Source organism: Thalassospira sp. (assembly GCF_040218635.1).
In the GTDB taxonomy this organism is placed as follows: domain Bacteria; phylum Pseudomonadota; class Alphaproteobacteria; order Rhodospirillales; family Thalassospiraceae; genus Thalassospira.
Genome location: NZ_JAVJRB010000005.1, coordinates 100,144 through 120,485, shown reverse-complemented (window position 1 = coordinate 120,485; position 20,342 = coordinate 100,144). Strand labels below are relative to the sequence as shown.

Annotated in this window: 19 protein-coding genes; 11 read left to right on the top strand and 8 right to left on the bottom strand. The window is 53.9% G+C overall.

What is annotated here, in order from left to right:
• The first annotated feature begins 72 nt into the window (after nt 1–72).
• The 5 genes from RIC05_RS04020 to RIC05_RS04000 all read left to right on the top strand — a co-directional run bounded on the left by RIC05_RS04020 (nt 73) and on the right by RIC05_RS04000 (nt 5,098).
• Nucleotides 73–867 (top strand): ABC transporter permease, encoded by a 795-nt coding sequence (locus RIC05_RS04020; protein ID WP_350045252.1) that lies wholly within the window; start codon nt 73–75, stop codon nt 865–867.
• Nucleotides 868–1,112: 245 nt separating this feature from the next.
• On the top strand, nt 1,113–2,270 hold the full coding sequence (locus tag RIC05_RS04015) for an aspartate aminotransferase family protein (protein ID WP_350045337.1): 1,158 nt from the start codon (nt 1,113–1,115) through the stop codon (nt 2,268–2,270).
• Nucleotides 2,271–2,294: 24 nt separating this feature from the next.
• Complete coding sequence (gene argF, locus RIC05_RS04010; protein ID WP_350045253.1) at nt 2,295–3,212, top strand: ornithine carbamoyltransferase; 918 nt, start codon at nt 2,295–2,297, stop codon at nt 3,210–3,212.
• 148 nt (nt 3,213–3,360) lie between these two features.
• Nucleotides 3,361–4,344, top strand: a complete 984-nt coding sequence (hslO, locus tag RIC05_RS04005; RefSeq protein ID WP_350045254.1) for an Hsp33 family molecular chaperone HslO — start codon at nt 3,361–3,363, stop codon at nt 4,342–4,344.
• 157 nt (nt 4,345–4,501) lie between these two features.
• On the top strand, nt 4,502–5,098 hold the full coding sequence (locus tag RIC05_RS04000; RefSeq protein WP_350045255.1) for a hypothetical protein: 597 nt from the start codon (nt 4,502–4,504) through the stop codon (nt 5,096–5,098).
• 86 nt (nt 5,099–5,184) lie between these two features.
• Here RIC05_RS04000 and RIC05_RS03995 read toward each other — a convergent pair whose 3' ends face one another.
• From RIC05_RS03995 to RIC05_RS03980, 4 genes are all read right to left on the bottom strand, one after another.
• Nucleotides 5,185–6,039, bottom strand: a complete 855-nt coding sequence (locus tag RIC05_RS03995) for a universal stress protein (protein WP_350045256.1) — start codon at nt 6,037–6,039, stop codon at nt 5,185–5,187.
• A 32-nt stretch (nt 6,040–6,071) separates the two neighbouring features.
• Nucleotides 6,072–7,562, bottom strand: a complete 1,491-nt coding sequence (locus RIC05_RS03990) for a SulP family inorganic anion transporter (RefSeq protein ID WP_350045257.1) — start codon at nt 7,560–7,562, stop codon at nt 6,072–6,074.
• Nucleotides 7,563–7,848: 286 nt separating this feature from the next.
• Nucleotides 7,849–8,628 carry an SDR family oxidoreductase gene (locus tag RIC05_RS03985; RefSeq protein ID WP_350045258.1) on the bottom strand — a complete coding sequence of 260 codons (780 nt, stop codon included), beginning with the start codon at nt 8,626–8,628 and terminating at the stop codon, nt 7,849–7,851.
• A complete protein-coding gene (locus RIC05_RS03980; RefSeq protein ID WP_350045259.1) occupies nt 8,628–8,948 on the bottom strand; it encodes a nuclear transport factor 2 family protein in 321 nt (106 codons plus the stop codon). The genes RIC05_RS03985 and RIC05_RS03980 overlap by 1 nt, the downstream gene beginning before the upstream one ends.
• Before the next feature lie 102 nt (nt 8,949–9,050).
• Here RIC05_RS03980 and RIC05_RS03975 point away from each other — a divergent pair, with 102 nt between their 5' ends.
• Entirely contained in the window at nt 9,051–9,986 is a 936-nt protein-coding gene (locus RIC05_RS03975; RefSeq protein WP_350045260.1) for a LysR family transcriptional regulator, read from the top strand.
• Between the two features lie 117 nt (nt 9,987–10,103).
• On the opposite strand, the gene acs is transcribed toward RIC05_RS03975, so the two are convergent.
• The gene (gene acs, locus RIC05_RS03970; RefSeq protein ID WP_350045261.1) at nt 10,104–12,047 is read right to left on the bottom strand and encodes an acetate--CoA ligase; all 1,944 of its coding nucleotides are present in this window, start codon (nt 12,045–12,047) and stop codon (nt 10,104–10,106) included.
• 512 nt (nt 12,048–12,559) lie between these two features.
• On the opposite strand from acs, the gene RIC05_RS03965 reads away from it, so the two are divergent.
• Both RIC05_RS03965 and def read left to right on the top strand, forming a co-directional pair.
• A complete protein-coding gene (locus tag RIC05_RS03965) occupies nt 12,560–14,104 on the top strand; it encodes a DNA recombination protein RmuC (protein WP_350045262.1) in 1,545 nt (514 codons plus the stop codon).
• A gap of 115 nt (nt 14,105–14,219) precedes the next feature.
• Nucleotides 14,220–14,738 (top strand): peptide deformylase, encoded by a 519-nt coding sequence (def, locus tag RIC05_RS03960; protein ID WP_350044488.1) that lies wholly within the window; start codon nt 14,220–14,222, stop codon nt 14,736–14,738.
• 181 nt (nt 14,739–14,919) lie between these two features.
• On the opposite strand, the gene RIC05_RS03955 is transcribed toward def, so the two are convergent.
• On the bottom strand, nt 14,920–15,849 hold the full coding sequence (locus RIC05_RS03955) for a methyltransferase type 12 (RefSeq protein ID WP_350045263.1): 930 nt from the start codon (nt 15,847–15,849) through the stop codon (nt 14,920–14,922).
• A 153-nt stretch (nt 15,850–16,002) separates the two neighbouring features.
• Between RIC05_RS03955 and fmt the strand changes: the two genes are divergently transcribed.
• Entirely contained in the window at nt 16,003–16,929 is a 927-nt protein-coding gene (gene fmt, locus RIC05_RS03950; protein WP_350045264.1) for a methionyl-tRNA formyltransferase, read from the top strand.
• The gene (locus RIC05_RS03945; protein ID WP_350045265.1) at nt 16,929–17,486 is read left to right on the top strand and encodes a GNAT family N-acetyltransferase; all 558 of its coding nucleotides are present in this window, start codon (nt 16,929–16,931) and stop codon (nt 17,484–17,486) included. Before fmt ends, RIC05_RS03945 begins: the two co-directional genes overlap by 1 nt.
• A 13-nt stretch (nt 17,487–17,499) precedes the next feature.
• On the opposite strand, the gene RIC05_RS03940 is transcribed toward RIC05_RS03945, so the two are convergent.
• Nucleotides 17,500–18,492 (bottom strand): LysR family transcriptional regulator, encoded by a 993-nt coding sequence (locus tag RIC05_RS03940; protein WP_350044492.1) that lies wholly within the window; start codon nt 18,490–18,492, stop codon nt 17,500–17,502.
• A 139-nt stretch (nt 18,493–18,631) separates the two neighbouring features.
• Here RIC05_RS03940 and RIC05_RS03935 point away from each other — a divergent pair, with 139 nt between their 5' ends.
• Nucleotides 18,632–18,814, top strand: coding sequence for a hypothetical protein (locus tag RIC05_RS03935; protein ID WP_350044493.1), 183 nt, complete (start codon nt 18,632–18,634; stop codon nt 18,812–18,814).
• Nucleotides 18,815–19,001: 187 nt separating this feature from the next.
• Here the strand turns inward: RIC05_RS03935 and RIC05_RS03930 are convergent, their stop codons facing one another.
• Nucleotides 19,002–20,309 carry an MFS transporter gene (locus RIC05_RS03930; RefSeq protein WP_350045266.1) on the bottom strand — a complete coding sequence of 436 codons (1,308 nt, stop codon included), beginning with the start codon at nt 20,307–20,309 and terminating at the stop codon, nt 19,002–19,004.
• Nucleotides 20,310–20,342: the final 33 nt, after the last annotated feature.

Genomic DNA, 20,342 nt, shown 5'->3' with positions numbered 1-20,342 from the left:
GCACCCTTGCAACAAGTACCCCACTCTCCCTATTTTACGCGCAAATGTCTGCATTTTTCCGAAGGAAATTTCATGAACGAATTAGCCCCACGTCAACTGGGTGCGGTGAACTGGCTTGGCCTTTGGACACTTTATGCCAAAGAAGTCCGCCGGTTCCTGAATGTGCATCTGCAAACTGTTGCGGCACCCGTTGTCACCAGCTTGCTGTTTCTTGCCGTCTTCCTGCTGGCCCTTGGCCGTGCGGTTGAAACGGTAAACGGTATTGCGTTTTCCACCTTTCTGGCACCCGGTCTGATCATGATGACCATGGTGCAAAACGCCTTTGCCAATTCGTCAAGTTCGATCACGATTGCAAAGGTACAGGGCAATATTGTCGATGTTTTGATGCCGCCGCTTTCAGCGGGTGAACTGGTTGCCGGATTTGCCTTTGGCGCGGTGACGCGCGGTGTGGTTGTCGGTGTTGTCACGGCGATTTTCATGGCGTTCTTTGTCGAAGTCCACATCCACAACATCTGGGCGATCCTGTATTTCGGGATTTCGGCATCCTTGATGCTTGCCCTTGTCGGGATTGCGGGCGGCGTTTGGGCCGAGAAGTTCGATCATATCGCAGTTGTGACCAACTTTGTCGTCACCCCGTTATCGTTCCTGTCGGGCACGTTTTACAGTGCAGAAAGCCTGCCGGCAGCCGGTCAGATTCTGGTGCATTTCAACCCGTTCTTCTACATGATTGACGGGTTCCGGTATGGCTTCACCGGGATTTCCGATGGCACGATCATGACCGGTGTTATTGTGTTGGCGGCGGTGAATGGCGCGCTTTGGCTGCTGTGCTATCGCATGATCAAAAGCGGTTATAAGCTTAAGGCGTAGCCCCGCCAGACCGTACCATCCGGTTCGAGAACACATTAAAAGGACGGCATTCCAAAGCGGATGCTGTCCTTTGTTGTTTTGGCGGTGCAATAAAATCCGGGCTCTAAGTGCTTTTTGCGACGTTGACAGGGATGTAGAATCTCTTGATACTCCCCGGCTTCCCGGTATTCTGCCGGAGCTGACCAAGTGGTCAAGAACCAAGTTTTTACCCTAGTTCAAGGAATGAAAAAGTGATTACTCCCGTCATGCCGACCTATGCGCGGGCCGATTTGGCCTTTGAGAAAGGTGATGGACCTTATCTCTATGCGCAGGGCGGCCGACGATTCCTTGATTTCGGGTCGGGTATTGCGGTCAACACGCTTGGCCATGCGCACCCGCATCTTGTTAAAATGCTGACCGAGCAGGTCGGCAAGCTTTGGCATACCTCGAACCTGTATCGGATTCCCGGTCAGGAAAAGCTGGCCGAACGGCTTGTTGCCAACAGTTTTGCCGATACGGTGTTTTTCTGTAATTCGGGGGCCGAGGCCAACGAAGCAGGCATCAAGATGCTCCGGCGGTATCAGCATGTGTCGGGCACGCCGGAAAAGAACCGCATTCTGGTTGCGACCAATGCGTTTCATGGCCGCACACTTGGCACGCTGACCGCAGGCTATAGCGATAAATACCGCGAAGGTTTCGGTCCGATGCCCGAAGGGTTCGACCGGGTGGCCTTTGGCAATCTGAACGAATTGCGCAACGCGATCACGCCAAATACCGGCGGTATCCTGATCGAGCCTATTCAGGGCGAAGGCGGCATTTGCCGTCCACCAGAAGGGTATCTTGAAGGGGTGCGCAAGGCGGCCGACGAGTTCGGCATGCTGGTGATGTTTGACGAAGTTCAAACCGGCATTGGCCGAACCGGTAAACTGTTTGCCTATGAATGGTCGGACATGGTGCCCGATATTGTTTCGTCTGCCAAAGGGCTTGGCGGCGGGTTCCCGGTTGGGGCGTTGCTGGCCAATGAAAAGGCGGCGCAGGCGCTTCCGGCAGGGATGCATGGCACGACGTTTGGCGGCAATCCGCTTGCGATGGCCGCAGCCAATGCGGTGCTGGATGAAATTCTGAAACCCGGTTTCATGGATCATGTCCTGGACATGAGCCAGTTGATCCGCGACGGGCTTGATGCCATTGCCCGGAAACATCCGGGCTTTATCGAAGAAGTACGCGGCATGGGCCTTTTATTGGGTATGAAAACCGTGCCGACCAATGTTGATGTTGTTGCCAAACTGCGTGAGTTGAACCTTTTGACGGTTCCGGCAGGCGACAATGTGGTGCGCCTTTTGCCGCCGCTGAACATCACGAAATCCCATGTCGACGAGGCGCTGGCAGCAATTGACGCGTGCGCGGCAGCCCTGACGAAATAAGGGCGCAGGAAGGAAGACGAACTTATGACTGATATTCGCCATTTTCTGGATCTCGACAAATTATCGTCGGGAACGTTGCAAGACATTATCGCCCTTGGCGATTCCGAAAAAGCAGGCAAGGCCCCGTTTGGGGACAAGCCGCTTGCAGGCAAGACGCTTGCGCTGATTTTTGAAAAACCATCGACCCGTACGCGCGTTTCCTTTGAAGTGGGCATGCGCCAGCTTGGCGGCGATGTTGTTATTCTTGATTCCGATAGCACCCAGCTTGGCCGTGGTGAGACCATTGCCGATACCGCACGGGTTTTGTCGCGTTTTGTTGATGCCATCATGATCCGCACCACCGATGAATCCAAACTTCTGGAACTGGCAAAATATGCCACGGTGCCTGTGATCAATGGCCTGACCGATCAAAGCCACCCGTGCCAGATCATGGCCGACCTTATGACGATCAAGGAACATAAGGGGAAGCTTGAAGGCCTTAAGGTTGCCTGGATTGGCGATGGCAATAACGTTTTGACATCCTTTGTCCATGGCGCGCCGAAATTCGGTTTCTCGCTTGATATGGCCTGCCCGGTTGGATATCGCCCGAATCAGGGTTTGATTGAAACCGCCAATGCCGAAGGCGGTAAAGTCCGTTTGACCGATCTTGATAGCGCGCTTGAAGGTGCCGATGTGGTCGTGACCGATTGCTGGGTCTCGATGGGGGATGAAGATTATGATTCCCGCATGGAAGCCTTGGCCCCCTATCAGATCAATGCCAAAACCATGGCACAGGCCAAGAATGATGCGATCTTTATGCATTGCCTGCCCGCACACCGGAACGAAGAAGTCACCGATGAGGTAATTGATGGTCCGCAGTCTGTGGTGTTTGACGAAGCGGAAAACCGTCTGCATGCGCAGAAAGGGGTTCTGCTATACTGCTTTAACGGCTTGCCATCCTGATTGCGCTGCCTAAATAAGGCATATCGAATTTGAAGGGCGGCTTTGGCCGCCCTTTGTTATGCTGTCAGGCACTTGATGAAAGCGCCTCGACAATCCGGGGTTGGTCTTGTTATACGGCCCCAAACACATAAACCATCGGAAGCCGAACATGCAGATCGCTGTCGATTTTTGCCAGCCCTTCACGCTGGATCATTCCAATATCCGTGGCCGCTTTACGCGCCTTGGCCCGACGGTGCAGACCATCATCGGTCAGCACAGTTACCCGTTACTTGCCAACCATCTGTTGGCCGAGATCATTGGTCTTGCTGTTCTTTTGTCGTCGGCCCTGAAATATGAAGGGTTGTTCACCCTTCAGACATCCTCAGACGGCCCGATCAGCATGCTGGTGGTCGATGTGGATAGTGATGGCAATATTCGCGCCTGTCTTCGGGTCGATGAAGAACGCCTCACTGCCATGATCGCGGCTGAAGAAGGCGGGGAAGAAGCCCTTCGTGGGCAGGTTCATAAACTGATGGGCAGCGGGCATATTGCCTTTACCGTCGATCAGGGCGATGAGCATGAACGCTATCAGGGGATTGTTTCGCTTGAGGGCGAGACGCTTGCGGAATGTGCCGAATCTTATTTCCGTCAGTCCGAACAGCTTGAAACCAATTTCAAACTCGAAGTTCACCGGGGTGAAGCCGGCACCGATTGGTGGGTTGGTGGATTGTTCTTACAGCGCATGCCGGTCAGTGCATCGGGCGATGCCGCGACCCCGGAAGAGGCCGAAAAGGTATCTGAGGACTGGAACCGTTCGACCATTCTGATGTCGAGTGCGACCGAGACCGAGCTTGTTGATATTTCGCTTTCGGCGCATGACCTGATCTGGCGTCTGTTCCATGACGAAGAACCGCGTGTCTATGAACAGGCCGCCCTTCAGTTCAAATGCCGCTGTTCGCGTCATAAAATCGAAGGCGCGCTTGCAAGCTATCCGCTTGAAGAATTGCTGGCGATGCGCGAAGCCGATACTGGCGAAGTCGGTGTATCGTGCCAGTTCTGCAACACGCGATATGGCTTTAACGAGGCAGACCTTCGGGCGTTCAAGGCAAGCGAAGCGGATGCTGGAGCCGAGACTGAAGGCAAGAGTTCCTAAAAGTTTCAGGGTCTTAAAACGCTTTTGCGCTGTCATAGCCTTGCCTTAATCATCAAGCAACGTCACCATGGAACCAAAGGGCCGTGGTGGCGTTATTTGTATGGCAAGTCATACACTGTTTTGAATATGGATCTGCGTGGCAGAGGAGTTTGAAGTCATGAAGCTATTGTCCGTCAATGGTTTGCGTACCGCACTGGCCGGAGCTGCGATTGCGCTTTTGGCCGCATGCACAAGCGGGCCGGTCGCGACCTATCCGGATGTGACATGGCGCCATTTGCCGCCGATCGTTTTTGCCGCCGGTCCGATTGAAAAAGTCGCGGCCTGGAACGGGTCGCCGGACGGATCGATTGCATCGGATGTGCCCTTTAGCCTGGGCAAAATGGCAATGAACTGGCCCGATGACCGCCTTCAGACGGCAGGCACCAGCGATATGCTGCGCTATTCGGTGACCGAAGCATCGATCACGTCAGACAGCCTTAAAACCACCAAGGGCATCAAGGGCGTTTTCACCGATGATCAGTCCGACAAGATTGATCTGAAGGTTGCCGCCAAACTTGAACTTCTCGATGCCAACGGTGTTCAGAAGGGCGAAGTTCAGGCCATGGCAGAAAGGTCACGCACCTTATCCGAATCGATGTCGGTATCTGAACGCGAACAAGCGATCTATGAAGAAACATCTGCCATTTTGATGGATCTCGACCGCGAACTTGAACGTCAGATCAACGCCAATCTCGGGCGTTTCATGCTGCGTTAATTACGCATTTCGTATTTGTATGACAAAAGCCCGGCAGGTCATCTGCCGGGCTTTTTATTGTCTGATGATTGCAGAAATGAGCGCTGTTAGCGGAACATCATCACCGGCACCTGACAGGAGCGCACCATTTCGGTGGTGGTGCTGCCAATGATCAGGTTGCGAATGCGCGAATGGCCATAGGCCCCCATGACCAGAAGATCGATATTGTCTGCTTCGATCTTGGCCTTGATGACGTCTTCGGGCTCACCCTGTGCGAACCCGGCATCAACTGTATATCCGGCCTTGCGCAGGATTTCGGCCGCCTGATCAAGCTTTTCCTGCAGGCTGTCGGTCGGTTTGCCAACACATAGCAAGGTGCAGGGCAAATCGGTAAACAGCTTGCCCGATGCGATATGGCGCACGGCCTTCATCGCACTTTCGCCGCCATCAAAGGCGATCAGGAATTTATGGATCGGCTTGAAAGCACGGGATGCCACCAGAACCGGTTTGTGGGCGGCGCGCACCACCCGTTCAAGGTTGGAGCCCAGATGCAGCTTGGCGAAATCGGCGGCTTCACCGCGTTTGCCAATCAGGATCAGATCAGCATCGCCTTCGAACTCGGTCACGCTGTCAATCAGATCACCATGGCGAAGCTTGGTTCCGACCTTGGCAAGGCCTGCATTTTCAAGTCCGGCCTTGGCGTCTTCAAGCAGCAAACGGCCACGTTTGAGTTCAAGCTTGTTCTTCTGTTCATCGAGATCAGCCAGTTCGGCCAGCAAGGCTGAGCGTGCGCCAAGTTTGAGATTGCCACTGAGGTCGGCGGATTCGGAGCCAACGCCCCGACGACCCAGCACATGCATCAAATCAACCGAGGCATCGGTGCGTTCCGCAACCCAACGGGTCAGGTCACAGACACTTTGCGAATAGCTTGATCCGTCTATCAGTGCGATCAGATGTGTCATTGATCGTTTCCCTTTTCCCTTGCCCTGTGGGCTTAGTGGCCCATCAGGCGTTCAAGCGCGCCGGGCTTGTCGTGGATGGCCAGTTTATCGACGATTGTCTCGCTGGCTTCATTGAGACCGATCAATTCGACCTCGGCCCCTTCACGGCGGAATTTGAGCACGACCATATCAAGGGCCGCAACACTTGAAATATCCCAAATGTGCGCGTGGCTGACATCGATGGTGACTTTATCAAGTGCTTCGCGGAAATCGAATGCCTTGGTGAAGTCTTCGACCGATGCAAAGAAAATCTGACCACGAACGTCATAGGTGCGGTGCGTGCTGTCTTCCGATAGTGTGCTGGTGATGCGGAAAATCTGCGCGATCTTCCAGGCAAAGAAGATCCCCGAAAGCAACACACCGACCAGAACACCAATCGCAAGATTGTGCGAGCCAACCACAGTAATCACGGTTGCCAGCATCACGATAGAGGAGCTGCGCGGATGATGTTTGAGATCCTTGATCGATGACCAGCTAAATGTCCCGACAGACACCATAATCATGATGGCAACAAGGGCGGCCATCGGAATGATCGCCACCAGATCGCCCAGAACCACAATCAGGATCAGAAGGAAGATACCGGCAAGGAAGGTCGACAGACGACCACGACCACCTGATTTTATGTTGATCACGGACTGACCAATCATCGCACAGCCTGCCATACCGCCAATGAAGCCGGTAAAGAAGTTGGCAATGCCCTGACCATAGCATTCGCGGGTCCGGTTCGACGTGGTGTCGGTCAGATCATCAACGATCTGGGCGGTCATCAGACTTTCGAGAAGACCGACCGCTGCCACAGCTGCCGAATAGGGCAGAATGATCAGGAAGGTATCAAGGTTCAGCGGAATGTCGGGGAAATAGATCGCCGGGAAGGCATCGGGCAATGCACCCATATCGCCCACTGTGCGTAAATCTGCATCGATAAACAGCGAAAGCCCGGTCAGAACCACGATGCAAATCAACGGTGACGGGATGACCTTGGTGATAATCGGGAACAGATAAATGATGGCAAGACCACCAGCAACCATCACATAGGTCATGTAGCTGACATTGGTCAGTTCAGGCAGCTGGGCCATAAAGATCAGAATGGCGAGCGCGTTGACAAACCCGGTCATGACCGATTTGGACACAAAGCGCATCAGATTGCCAAGGCGCAACGCGCCGGCCAGCATCTGAATGACACCGGCAAGAACGGTTGCGGCCAACAGATAATCAAGCCCGTGTTCACGGACAAGCGATCCCATCAAAACAGCCGTTGCGGCCGTTGCGGCCGAAATCATGCCCGGTCGTCCGCCAAAGATTGCAGTAATCACGGCAATCGAGAAGGAGGCATACAGCCCGACCTTCGGATCAACACCGGCAATGATCGAAAAGGCAATTGCCTCTGGAATAAGGGCGAGTGCCACAACAAGGCCCGAAAGCACATCGCCGCGAATATTGCCAAGCCATTCAGCCCGCAAGCGCGGAAGAAAATCGCTGTTCACAGAAAATCTCCGTATCCGTAAGCCCACTATATTCACGGGGCTGTCCCCGGGGCAGGAATGTCATCAGGTGGTATCTGCAATCCCGTCAGCCGTCATGCATGGCGACCGGGCGCAGATCCATCCTAGAGGGTGCTGCATCGCAGCAGGCTGTACCTATACCAATTTAAGTTTTTACACAACCACGGGGAGGAGCATGGGGGCTTACGGACCGGAGCATCGAGACAAGAAGGTTATGTGATCTAATTGGTTTGCACGGGTGAACGCACGCTCTGCGTCATTTATTCCGTCAAACTGTAGGGACAGTACCCCCATCAATGAGATATTCCGTGCCGGTTATCGCACCGGCGCGATCAGATGCCAAAAACGCAATCAGATTGGCTACTTCGTCGGGTTTTGCCGGGCGACCCAGCGGTATTCCGCCAAGAGCCTCCATGATGATCTTTTTGCCACCGTCATAGTCGGTGCCTGCTTGTTCGGCCAGGCGTTCGGCCAAGTGCACGGCGGCTTCTGTTTCTATCCAGCCCGGTGAGACGCGCACAACACGAACACCTTTGGGTGAGACTTCTTTTGAAAGCGCTTTGCTATAGGTCGACAAAGCAGCCTTTGCGGCGGCATAGGCAGTTGTTGAGTCTGGCAGCGGGAGTTCTCGTTGGATTGAGGTCACATGAATAACTACGCCCTGTCCTTGCGTGATCATCTCAGGAACCAAATGCCGATCAAGTCGAACGGCGGGAAACAGGTTCAAGTTCAGTTCGTGTTGCCAATCTGCATCTGAAAGGGCGCTATATCCACCGGCGGGTGCTGATGAACCGCCAAGCATATGAACGATGATGTCTACGCCACCAAGGCGCTGCCGTGTTGCTTTTGCTAGTGCATTGCAACCGTCTTCAGTTGTCAGATCGGCAGCAACAAAGGCATTCTCGGGGAAAGTTTCGGGGCGAGAGCGTGCTGTCGTTAAAACATCAGCACCAAGGGCGCGAAACAGCTCGAAGGTCGCAAAACCTGCGCCCTTCGTTCCACCCGTGATCAGGACACGTTTTCCAGTCAGTTTAAGAAAGTCTGTCATCATTTCACTCCCATCTCGACGACCTTGCCGCCTTTGACAAGGAAGACATAGTTCAGCGTGACAGGACTGTTCGGGAATTGGCCGCTCACCTTTGCCCGGACGGAAATTTCATCGCCGTTTCTTTCTGTTTCGAAAGGCTCGGCAACATGGTCGTACTTTGCCTTTGCCACCAGCCACCATTTACGGATTGCGCTTGATCCTTGGTGTCGCTCCCCCTCATCGTGGACCACGGCTTCCGGCGAGAATACCTTGGCCAAAAGGTCCGGATCTTTGCCTTTATCGGCGTCGAAATAGGCCTTTACACTTTCGGGCATATCCATCGTCTGTCTCCTTACAGGTGATTTGTAACTCGACAGATAATCCTTATTTATTGTACCAACAATGGGGATAATGTTGGATGACAAGTTGAATGGATCAGGATAATGGATCGCGTTGTACTGAACGATCTGGATGCTGTTATTGCAATTGCCAGGCGGGGAACATTCCGTGCTGCGGCTATTGATATGGGGGTGTCGACAACGGCACTAAGCCATGCAATCGGCAAGCTTGAGGCAGGTCTTGGTGTTCGGCTGTTTAATCGCACAACACGCAGTGTATCGCTTTCAGATGCTGGCAAGTTGTTCGTCGATCAGGTTGGGCCTGCTCTTTTGAACATACATGGTGCCTTGGACGAAGTGCGCTCACAGCGTGAAACACCTTCTGGAACAATACGCATTAATGCGGCTCCGTTTGCGGCGCGCGAAATTATCTCGCCGCTTGTCTTTGAGTATCTCCGACGATTTCCCGAAATGCATATTGATTTGGTCACCGAAGGGCGGCTGGTCGATGTTGTCGCAGAAGGTTTTGACATGGGGGTGCGTGTCGCGGGCTTGATACCCAGTGACATGATCGCGGTACCGCTGGGCAATGTGCAAAAATATGCCATCGTGGCATCACCGGCATATTTCGAGCGTCATGACATGCCAAAGGTCCCGCCTGATCTTTTGAACCATAAATGTGTTCGTGTGAGATTGCCCGATGGGGCCATATTCAGATGGCGGTTTGAAAAGGACGGGGATGCTGTGCAGATTGACGTGCAGGGCCCGGTAACGCTTGACGAAGCAAGTCTGGCCCGGGCCGCTGTTTTGGAAGGTGTGGGGATCGGCTGTTTCTTGGAACGTGATGTGCTGCCTGACATAGGATCAGGGCAACTTGTTCGCGTTCTTGAGGATTGGACGGCCCCTTTATCCGGGCTTTGTCTTTATTATCCGGGACGCCGTAACTTGCCAGCCGGACACAAAGCGTTCGTGGCACTTGCCCGTGAGCTTGGAAGAAAAACTGTTTCGGGAAAAATTGGCGTTAGTCCGATTGCGTTGTGAATAGCGGTGGGCTGTTGCGTCATATCTGGGCCGCCTTTATCAATTCACAGGTTGAGCAATAAAAAAGCCCGCCGGATTCCGGCGGGCTTTCTGTGTCGATCAACTTAGATGATCGTCTTAGCGGTTCTGACGGTTATCGATCAGATCATCGACAACGCCCGGATCGGCAAGGGTCGATGTATCGCCCAGCTGGTCATATTCGTTCGCGGCAATCTTGCGCAGGATACGGCGCATGATTTTGCCCGAGCGGGTTTTCGGAAGACCCGGCGACCATTGCAGGAAGTCGGGGCTGGCGATCGGGCCGATTTCTTTGCGGACCCATTTGACCAGCTCAAGGCGCAGCTCTTCGCTTGGTTCTTCGTCGGCATTCAGCGTGACATAGGCATAGATGCCCTGACCCTTAATGTCGTGCGGCACGCCAACCACGGCGGCCTCGGCGACTTTTGGATGAGCAACAAGTGCGCTTTCGACTTCTGCCGTCCCCATGCGGTGACCCGATACGTTGATCACGTCATCCACACGGCCCGTGATCCAGTAATAGCCATCATCATCACGGCGCGCGCCATCGCCTGTCGTGTAGACATTGGCGAATGTGCTGAAATAGGTCTGGATAAAGCGTTCATGATCGCCGTAAACCGTGCGCATCTGGCCAGGCCAGCTGTCCTTGATCACAAGGTTGCCGTCGGTCGTGCCTTCAAGTTCCTTGCCTTCATTGTCATACAATGCTGGCTGCACACCAAAGAACGGAAGGGTCGCCGAGCCCGGTTTCAAATCGGTCGCACCCGGAAGCGGGGTGATCAAGATGCCGCCGGTTTCGGTCTGCCACCAGGTATCGACAATCGGGCAGGTGCCCTTGCCGACATGCTGGTTATACCATTCCCAGGCTTCGGGGTTGATCGGTTCACCGACCGAGCCAAGGATGCGCAAGCTTGAAAGATCGGCCTTGTTGACCCAGCTTTCGCCTTCACGCATCAGGGCCCGGATGGCGGTTGGGGCGGTGTAGAAAATATTGACCTTGTGCTTTTCACAGACCTGCCAGAAACGCGATGCGTCCGGATAGCTTGGAACACCTTCGAACATCAGGGTCGTGGCACCATTGGCCAGCGGGCCATAGACGATATAGCTGTGACCGGTGACCCAGCCGACATCGGCCGTACACCAGTAAATATCGCCATCATGGTAATCAAAGACATATTCGTGGGTCATCGAGGCATATACAAGGTATCCGCCCGATGTATGCAGAACGCCTTTCGGCTTGCCGGTCGAGCCCGAGGTATAAAGAACGAAAAGCGGGTCTTCGGCATTGACCTCGGTCGGGGGGCAATCAGGCGACGCTGCGGCACAGGCTTCGTGATACCAGACGTCGCGGGCATCATTCCAGGCAACGTCTTTGCCGGTACGTTTGACCACAACCAGTTTTTCAACCGATTTGACACCCGGATGCGACAAAGCTTCGTCGGCATTGCGTTTAAGCGGAACCGCACGACCGCCGCGCAGGCCTTCGTCAGATGTGATGACAACCTTGGCACCACAATCTTCAACGCGACCGGCAAGGGCTTCGGGTGAGAAACCGCCAAACACGATGGAATGGATGGCACCGATACGGGCACAGGCCAGCATGGCAACGGTTGCCTCGGGGATCATCGGCAGATAGATGACAACGCGGTCGCCTTTGCTCACACCCATTGATTTCAGGGCATTGGCAAAGCGGCAGGTGCGCTCATACAGATCGCGATAGGTGATGTGTTCGGAAACGCTGGGATCATCGCCTTCGAAAATGATGGCGGTTTGATCGCCACGTTTTTCCAGATGACGGTCAAGACAGTTGGCCGAAACGTTCAGCGTGCCGTCTTCATACCATTTGATGTACAGGTCTTTGGCGTCATAGCTGACATTTTTGACCTTGGTGTATGGCTTGATCCAGTCGATGCGCTTGCCATGTTCGCCCCAGAAGCCGTCCGGATCTTCGACCGACTGTTTGTACATGGCGTCGTATTTCGACTTGTCGATCAGGGCGCTCTTTGCGATGTCGCCGGGGACGGGATAAACGTTCGCAGACATATGTGGCCTCTTGTTCGTTTCCTGTGGTCTTTCCATTCACATCCGACAGTGGCTTGTTGTTCTGACACAGATCAGAAACGGGCCCTTTGCCGATGCGATATTTCGGTGCGGTTCAGAGATCATACATTTTTCGATGCAAGCAGTTCCGTAGCGGAAACGCAGCACCCTAACGGTAATCCTGTCGCTTGCGCCCTATGCTAGTGCGCAGAAGATGTTCAGGAAATACAACTTAAGACGGGGGCCGCGATGTGGAAACCGGCGGGTTGCTTGCCGAATTTCGGTGTTGTGTGTTGCGATAAGTCAGGTTGATGGGTGTTTTAGAAAAGTTCAACTTTGGCGCGATGGTGGGGCTAATTTCAAGTATCTATTTGATATATAGCGGAAATTTCAGTTCTTGCCAGTCATCACGGACATAAAATCAGACGGGTCTTGCGCGACATTTAGGCTGTTCGGTTGTGGATTTGATGGAACAAAACAGATACAAAGAACGCAAATGATCATGGAATGGTGGGATGATGGATCCGATATATTTGGGCGCAGGGGCTTTGGTGGTTGCTGTGGCGGCGATTATCTATGGTGTGGTGGCGGTAAAGCGCGTCAAGGATGCGGCCGAAAAAGACATAGAGTCGCGCACAGCCCTTTTGGCCGCCCAGCTTGAACAGACCGAAGCCACCCGGCGCGATCTGGCCTCAGAATTGGCCATGACCCGCGACAAGTTGTCCGAGACGTCTGAAAAACGCGCCATTGCCGAAACCACGGCCAACCGTGTCCCGGTTCTTGAAACCGAGATGAAAGAGCTTCGCGTTACGCTTGATCATTGGCGCGAAAAGGGATCGGAGCTTGAAACCGCGTTGGAAAAAGAACGCGAAGCGGCGGCAGAAAAGCTTGCGATGCTGGAAGACGCCAAGATCAAGTTGCTTGATAGTTTCAAGGCCCTGTCATCCGATGCGCTTAAGGTCAATAACGACGAGTTCATGAAGCTGGCACGGGAAAACTTTTCGCGTCTGCAGGAAGGCGCCAAGGGCGATCTTGAAAAACGCCAGCAGGCAATTGACGGGATCGTAAAACCGATCAGAGAACGGCTTGAGGCCTTTGATACCAAGGTTAATGAACTTGAAAAAAACCGCAAAGAGGCCTACGGCGAATTGCGCGAACAGGTCGGGACCCTTGTGCAATCCCAGACCCGCCTGACCAAGGAAACCCAGACGCTTAGTTCTGCCCTTCGGTCGAGTTCATCGGTGTCGGGCAAATGGGGTGAGTTGCAGCTTAAACGTATTGTCGAGCTGGCCGGGATGCTCAAACATTGTGACTTTGACGAACAGGTGCATTTCAACACCGACGAAGGCGTCCAAAAGCCCGACATGGTCATTCACCTTCCGGGCGGAAAAAACATCGTTGTCGATGCCAAGGCGCCGACATCGGCCTATCTCGAAGCAATTGACGAAAAATATGACGATGACCGCCGCGAAGCATTGATGGGAACCTATGTGACCAATGTGCGCAAGGTGATCACGGATCTTTCGAAAAAATCCTATTGGAAATCGGTCGATAGCCCGGAATTCGTTGTGCTGTTCTTGCCGGGTGAGAGCTTCTTCTCGGCCGCCCTTGAACGCGATCCGCGCCTGATTGAAGACAGTTTCCGCGACGGGGTGATCCTTGCGACGCCGACAACCTTGCTTGGTTTGCTTAAGGCCGTTTCGTATGGCTGGCGACAGGAAGCCTTGGCCGAGAATGCGCGCGATATCAGCGAGATTGGCCAGCAATTGTTTGACCGCCTGGGCACGCTTGCCAAAAACTTCAGTTTGATGGGTAAATCCCTTGAAAGCACGGTCAAGAATTACAATAAAACGCTTGGATCGCTTGAAGGATCGGTTCTGGTGTCTGCGCGTAAATTGAAGGAAAAGCATATTGTTGCCGATGATCGCATGATCGAAGAACCAGCCCCTTCTGAAACCCATGTCCGCGATGTGACCAAGCTGGAATTGCTCGCCGGGCCGGACGATGAGGGTACCGATGGTACAGATGATGAAAGCCCGAACGCGATAGAGCATGACTGATATCTCTGTCCGATTGGGCAGTTTGCTTGACTTGGGTGCGGGGAAACCTTATCTCGAAGCGCGAAATTTGCTATTATTGTGTACAGAATTTAGTTCGAAATCGGAATAAAGACCCATGGCCCTGCGTGAAATTCTTATCGTTCCAGACCCGCGCCTGAAAAAGGAATGTGAGCCGGTCACGGACGTGAATGATGAGATCAGACAACTTCTTGATGACATGCTTGAAACCATGTACGCGGCGCCGGGCATTGGTCTGGCCGCACCGCAGATCGGTGTGATGAAGCGCGTTGTGGTCATGGATGTTTCTGATGAAGAAGAAAAGTCAAAACCGCTGAAGATGATCAACCCGGAAATTATCTGGGAATCGGAAGAAATGGCGGTTTATCAGGAAGGTTGTTTGTCGATCCCGGATCAATATGCCGATGTCGAACGCCCGGCCGAAGTTGGCATGCGGTATCTGGATGAAAATGGCAAAGAGCACGAGATCGAAGCAGACGGCTTGCTTGCCACCTGTATCCAGCATGAGATCGATCATCTTGACGGGGTTTTGTTCACCGATTATCTCAGCGCGCTTAAACGCAATATGATCCTGAAAAAAGTCCAGAAGCTGCAGAAAACCAAAAAGTCTGCCTGAGACGTCTGATTTCGGACGGCTCGGTTTGCTCTGACGACGGTTAACATCGTCATTCCGGGCGGAGCGAAGCGCAGACCCGGAATCCATAACTTGTTGAGATGGTAATGGATTCTCGCCTTCGCGGGAATGACGATCCGAATGGACGATCTGAGTATTCGGAGGGGCCGGTTTTCCGGCCCTTTTATTTTGTCTGGTCTTTTGACTGGTGTTTGATCGTGTCGGCATCCATGCCAACGATCCAGCCTTCGCGCTTTGTAATGGTCGGATCGGTCGGTAGATGTTCGGGGCGTTTGCCATCGGCAATCCGGATCAGCCCCATCACCCCCACCAGCGCGTCAAAGGCATCATCCTTGCCCTGTTCCGGACCAAAGCCGGATGCGATGTCGGTTAATACGGCCGGGCTGATTTCAATCGCGTTTTGCGCGGCATAAACACCAAGCTGTTTGACGGCATCTTTCCGGCTTTCCTGATTTGATTTAGTCAACTCACTTATATTAAGCCAGCGATAGATTTCGCCGGGATAAGTTTCAATCAGGGTCACACCGGGGCGTTGTGTGCAGGTGGCAAGGTTGCCGGAAAACGGCCAGATGTGAAAGCCGTCTTGCTGTCCGGGAATGATCAGGTTTTCAAGGCCATGCAACATGCCTTTGCCGACCTGATTGGCACCCAGTGTCCAGAAGGACGGGCAGGCGGCATTGCGATCAATGGTCGCAAGCTCGCAACGGCGATGTAATTCGCGGAAATCGGTAAGGTGGAGGGCGGTTAAAAGATGCTCACGCTTGACGCTGCCCTTTATGCCGGAATTTTGCGGGTAAAAGGGGCGCTGATAGGTGATTTCATCGGGTGTGCTGCAAACATCAAAGAATTTTTGCCAGTTATCGCCGTGAAGCAGGCCAAGCAGTGTCTTAAAGTCTTTAACATTCGCGCCATCATACCAGAAATCGACAAAGCCGATCGGCATATCAAGGCCAAGCCAGATGGTCTGATCACGGCCAAGATCGGATAGGGATTGGCGAAATTGATTGAGCATCCCGACGGGTTCAATCGCGTGGATTACCCAGCCGTGATCGGATCGCCGGGCCTTGGCGACCCAGCGGCCTTTGGCCGACATGCTCCAATCGGCGTGCCAGATGTGGTCTACGTTGTATTTGCTCGAATTGCTGGTTTGGGTGCAGGCTTGGCTTGTCATTTGATCAAGATAGCGCCAAATTGCCGGCAGAAGATCAAAAATCACCGCCGACCTGATGATGAATGGACCAAAATCATGACCAAGCTGCGCATTGCCTTTATGGGAACCCCGGATTTTGCCCTTGTGGCGTTAAAGGATCTGGTCGCAGGCGGGCATGATGTTGTGTGCGTTTATTCCCAACCGCCGCGTCCTGCCGGGCGTGGGCAAAAGGAAACACCAAGTCCGGTGCATGCATGGGCGCAAGATCACGGCATTGAAGTCAGAACGCCGGTGTCGCTTAAGTCGGATGCGGAAAAGCAGGCGTTTGCTGATCTTGATCTGGATGTTGCGGTGGTTGCGGCCTATGGCCTGATCCTGCCCAAGGCGATTTTGGATGCGCCGAAATATGGTTGTCTGAACATTCACGCATCGCTTTTGCCGCGTTGGCGCGGGGCGGCCCCGATCCAGCGGGCGATTTTGGCCGGGGATGACGCAACGGGTGTGACGATTATGCAGATGGATGTCGGGCTCGATACCGGCGATATGTTGCTGATCGGTGAAATCCCGATTACGGCGGAAACCTATGCCAATGCCCTGCATGATGATTTGGCTGCACTTGGCGGGAAAATGATTGTCGAGGCCTTGGAAAAATTGCCCAAGGGTGCGTTGGTTGCAACCAAGCAGCCAGAAGATGGGGTGACCTATGCCGCCAAGCTGGAACGGTCCGAAGCCAAGCTTGATTTTAGCGATGATGCAGAAGCGTTGGAGCGCAAAATTCGCGCCTTTACCCCCTGGCCGGGGGCCTATTTCGAACTGGGCAAGGAACGGATCAAGGTGCAGGCCGCCCTTGTAACCGATCAATCCGGCCCGGTTGGCGAGATCCTTGATGATGCGCTTAGCATTGGCTGTGGCAGTGGGGCCTTGCGCCCAACCCGCATTCAACGCCCCGGCAAATCGGTGATGGATGCCGATGCGGTGTTGCGCGGCTATGACAAGCTTGCCAAGGGTGTGGTTCTGGGCTGATGAGCGGATCGAACGTCGTAAGACCAAATTCGGGAAGCAGTAACGGTCTGACCATTCGGCCGGCCTTTAACCCCGATGGCGACGGGATTGCGGCCCTGATTGACGCAGTGTTTGGCGAATATCCGGGGTGCGTGTTTGACCGCAACGGCGAATTTCCCGAACTTGATGCCATTGCTGATGATTTCAAAAATGCCAATGGCCGGATTTGGGTCGCCGTGAATGATGCGGATTGCATTGTTGGTTGTTTCGGCGTGAAATATGACGACCAGTCTGCGGAAGCCGAACTTCACAAAGTTTATCTTTATAAAGATACCCGCGGGCAGGGGATGGCCCAGCGCATGATGGCCAAGGCCTTGGCGTGGCTTGGGCAAAATCATCCAGATTGCGCAACTGTGATGCTGTGGACCGATACACGGTTTGAGGCCGGGCATCGATTTTATGAAAAATGCGGCTTCGCCCGGACTGGCGAAAGCCGCATTCTTGATGATCTTAGCAAGTCATCCGAATATCAGTTCCGGTTTGATTTCAGCGCCTATCAAAAGGCACTTCGTTTCTAAGGGGCAAACCCTATCAAGTCGCGTTACGTTCGGCGTCTCTGGCCGTGGTCCGGGTATCGGTCGAGCCATCCGGGTTTCGTTTGACTGCACGGGCATCGCGGAAGCCAAGCTCCCACGGCGGGACCGGGGTGAATTTTTCAGCCAGAAAATCAACAAAGGCGCGGACCTTGGGCGACAGGTGGCGTTTATGCGGATACACCGCTGAAATCCACGCCTGATCATGGACATATTCGGTCAGAACCGGGGTCAGGCGACCTGTGCGGATATCTTCATGGACAAGATATTCCGCCAACCGCGCCATGCCCAGACCGGCCAGAACGGCTTCGTGCAGAACGTCCCCGTCATTGGCGGAAAACGATCCTTGTGCCCGGAAGGCAACGTGACCGTTCGGGGTTTCAAAGTGCCAGTCATTGAAGCTTTCGCGAGATGACAGATGCAGACAGTTATGGTTTTCCAATTCCTGCGGTTCGCGGGGAATACCATTTTTTTCGAGATATTCCGGCGATGCGACGATCATGCGGCGGTTGACGGCATATTTACGCGCAATCAGCGATGAATCTTCAAGTGCGGACAGGCGAATGGCCAGATCATAGCCATCGTTGACCAGATCGGTGAATTTATCATCGAGTGTGAGCTCGATCCGTACATCGGGGTAACGGGCAAGAAATTCCGGGATCAGCGGCACCACCTGCATTTTGGTAAAGGCCACCGATGCGTTAATGCGCAGCGTCCCACGCGGGGCGGCATAAAGCTGGGTGACGACTTCTTCGGCTTCTTCGATCTCGGTCAGGATCGTGCGCGCCCGTTCGTAAAAGGCGCGGCCTTCTTCCGTCAGGCTGAGCTGACGGGTGGTGCGCATTAAGAGACGGGCGCCAAGGCGATCTTCCAGTCGGGAAATGTATTTTGACACCGCAGAGGGTGACAGACGCATGGTCCGGGCAGCTGCGGAGAAGCTTCCTTCTTCAACAGCATGGACAAAGATTTCCATTTCCGCGGCGCGATCCATATCTCGGCATCCTATTTATGACGTTACTTCACAAGTAATGTGCATATTGAGGTAATTCTCTTTCCCCGTAAAGAAAATTAGATTGGGTTCATCGAGAGCGACGAGGTTGTCGCAAACACCGAAATTTAAGGAGGTCATCATGGCCACTTACGAAGAAATCGCTACCCGTTACATCTCCACCACCGAAATCGAAGCTGGTGTGCGTAAAGGTCAGCAGCTCCGCGCTGAGTTCGTAGGTTCCTTCATCCGCAGCCTGTTCAAAGGTTCGGACAAGGTTTCCGACATCAAACATCCGGCCGGTACCGTTGGCGGTGCTGCCTGATCAGCTTTGATAGCCGGTTGAGCGCCGATTGATTTTCCTCCCCAAGAGGTGCTCCCGCGAGCTGATTGAACTGTTTCTATCTAGCGTCTTCCTCCCAAGTTTTGACGCTGTTTTCCCGACTGGCCCGGACACTTTTGTGTTCCGGGCCATTTTTTTGCGCGGGTGGCAGGATAGATCGCGATCTGATCTATTGCGCGTCCTGCGGGGTCACACCCGGCGGGACATAAAAGCCCGGCCGTTCCGAAACCCAGGACATCAACGTGATCACGGCCATGACAATCAAGGTTATGATCAGTATCATCTCGATGCGAATGTCAGCGGCAAACATCCAGCCATACATCGCCGGACCCATGGCCGATGCCAGGACCATGACGGCGGTGAGTGTGCTGCGCGCAGCACCGATTTCATCCAAGGGCACCAGTTCCGGAATGATGGCGGTGCGCAAGGTGGTTGCGAATCCAACCGTAATGCCGACCAAGCCCATATAGATCAAAATCACATAGGGCTGGTGGGTGGTGGCAAGGACAGCTATCCCGGCCATCATCGGGATTAAATGCCAGGGGAAAAGACGTCGGGCGGAATGTTTGTCAATTAAAGGTCCACTGCCAAATGCACCCAGGACCGATGTAATGGCAAAGACGGTAAAGCCCGCGGCAAACCAGCCAAGTTCAATGCCCTTATGGGTGGAAATGGCACCCTGATGGAAGAAAAGCGCGGTCATGATCAGGGGCGGTGCGGCCAACATCGGCAAGCAAAGCCAGACATAAAACGATTTAAACAGGCGCGGATGGTCGGTTGCGGGGTGGGGTGTGTCGGTTTGATCGGTGTTGCCGGTGGAGTCTTCGGCCGTGCCGGTCTGGCTTGCGGCTGATGTTTTTGCCGACTCGCCTGATCTGGTCGGGGCGTTGCGGAATTTAGAATCCCCGCGGATCAACAAGATCGCCAAGGGGATAAGAACAAGCAGGATAAAGACCCCTGATCCGGCATAGGTATATCGCCAGCCAAAAGCCGCAATCAGCGCCAGAAGGGTGGCGGGCATGATGGCTTCGGCCAAAGGAAAACCAAAACTGGCAATCGCCAATGCGCGCCCGCGATTGCGGCTGAAATACCGGGCAATGCCGGTCATGCTGACATGGGTCATCAGGCCTTGCCCGGCCAGACGCAGGATAAACAGCGCGCCAATCAGCATCCAGACATTGGTGGCAAATGAAATCAGCAAACAGCCAACGGCGAGCAAGACCATTGTCGCCAAGCTGTAAGACAGAATATCGACCTTATCGATCCAGCGGCCGACGATGGGCAGACAAAGGGCACTTCCGATTGTGATCCCGGCATAGATATTGGCGAACTCGGTTTCATTCAGCGCCAAGCTTGCCGAGATGAACGGCACAAACAGCGCGACCAAAAAGGTCTGCCCGAAGGACGACCCGAAACTGTGCAATACGCCAAAGGCAAGCTGCCTTGGGGCTTGGCGCAACAAATGAATAAACTGCATGGGGAATGACGTATCCAGATTTGAATGGCGTCG

What these genes read in the sequence shown, in the direction of transcription:
- RIC05_RS04020 (WP_350045252.1), top strand. Translation starts at nt 73, where the DNA reads ATGAACGAATTAGCCCCACGTCAACTGGGTGCGGTGAACTGGCTTGGC.
- RIC05_RS04015 (WP_350045337.1), top strand. Translation starts at nt 1,113, where the DNA reads ATGCCGACCTATGCGCGGGCCGATTTGGCCTTTGAGAAAGGTGATGGA.
- argF (WP_350045253.1), top strand. Translation starts at nt 2,295, where the DNA reads ATGACTGATATTCGCCATTTTCTGGATCTCGACAAATTATCGTCGGGA.
- hslO (WP_350045254.1), top strand. Translation starts at nt 3,361, where the DNA reads ATGCAGATCGCTGTCGATTTTTGCCAGCCCTTCACGCTGGATCATTCC.
- RIC05_RS04000 (WP_350045255.1), top strand. Translation starts at nt 4,502, where the DNA reads ATGAAGCTATTGTCCGTCAATGGTTTGCGTACCGCACTGGCCGGAGCT.
- RIC05_RS03995 (WP_350045256.1), bottom strand. Translation starts at nt 6,039, where the DNA reads ATGACACATCTGATCGCACTGATAGACGGATCAAGCTATTCGCAAAGT.
- RIC05_RS03985 (WP_350045258.1), bottom strand. Translation starts at nt 8,628, where the DNA reads ATGACAGACTTTCTTAAACTGACTGGAAAACGTGTCCTGATCACGGGT.
- RIC05_RS03980 (WP_350045259.1), bottom strand. Translation starts at nt 8,948, where the DNA reads ATGGATATGCCCGAAAGTGTAAAGGCCTATTTCGACGCCGATAAAGGC.
- RIC05_RS03975 (WP_350045260.1), top strand. Translation starts at nt 9,051, where the DNA reads ATGGATCGCGTTGTACTGAACGATCTGGATGCTGTTATTGCAATTGCC.
- acs (WP_350045261.1), bottom strand. Translation starts at nt 12,047, where the DNA reads ATGTCTGCGAACGTTTATCCCGTCCCCGGCGACATCGCAAAGAGCGCC.
- RIC05_RS03965 (WP_350045262.1), top strand. Translation starts at nt 12,560, where the DNA reads ATGATGGATCCGATATATTTGGGCGCAGGGGCTTTGGTGGTTGCTGTG.
- def (WP_350044488.1), top strand. Translation starts at nt 14,220, where the DNA reads ATGGCCCTGCGTGAAATTCTTATCGTTCCAGACCCGCGCCTGAAAAAG.
- RIC05_RS03955 (WP_350045263.1), bottom strand. Translation starts at nt 15,849, where the DNA reads ATGTCGGCCAAAGGCCGCTGGGTCGCCAAGGCCCGGCGATCCGATCAC.
- fmt (WP_350045264.1), top strand. Translation starts at nt 16,003, where the DNA reads ATGACCAAGCTGCGCATTGCCTTTATGGGAACCCCGGATTTTGCCCTT.
- RIC05_RS03945 (WP_350045265.1), top strand. Translation starts at nt 16,929, where the DNA reads ATGAGCGGATCGAACGTCGTAAGACCAAATTCGGGAAGCAGTAACGGT.
- RIC05_RS03940 (WP_350044492.1), bottom strand. Translation starts at nt 18,492, where the DNA reads ATGGATCGCGCCGCGGAAATGGAAATCTTTGTCCATGCTGTTGAAGAA.
- RIC05_RS03935 (WP_350044493.1), top strand. Translation starts at nt 18,632, where the DNA reads ATGGCCACTTACGAAGAAATCGCTACCCGTTACATCTCCACCACCGAA.
- RIC05_RS03930 (WP_350045266.1), bottom strand. Translation starts at nt 20,309, where the DNA reads ATGCAGTTTATTCATTTGTTGCGCCAAGCCCCAAGGCAGCTTGCCTTT.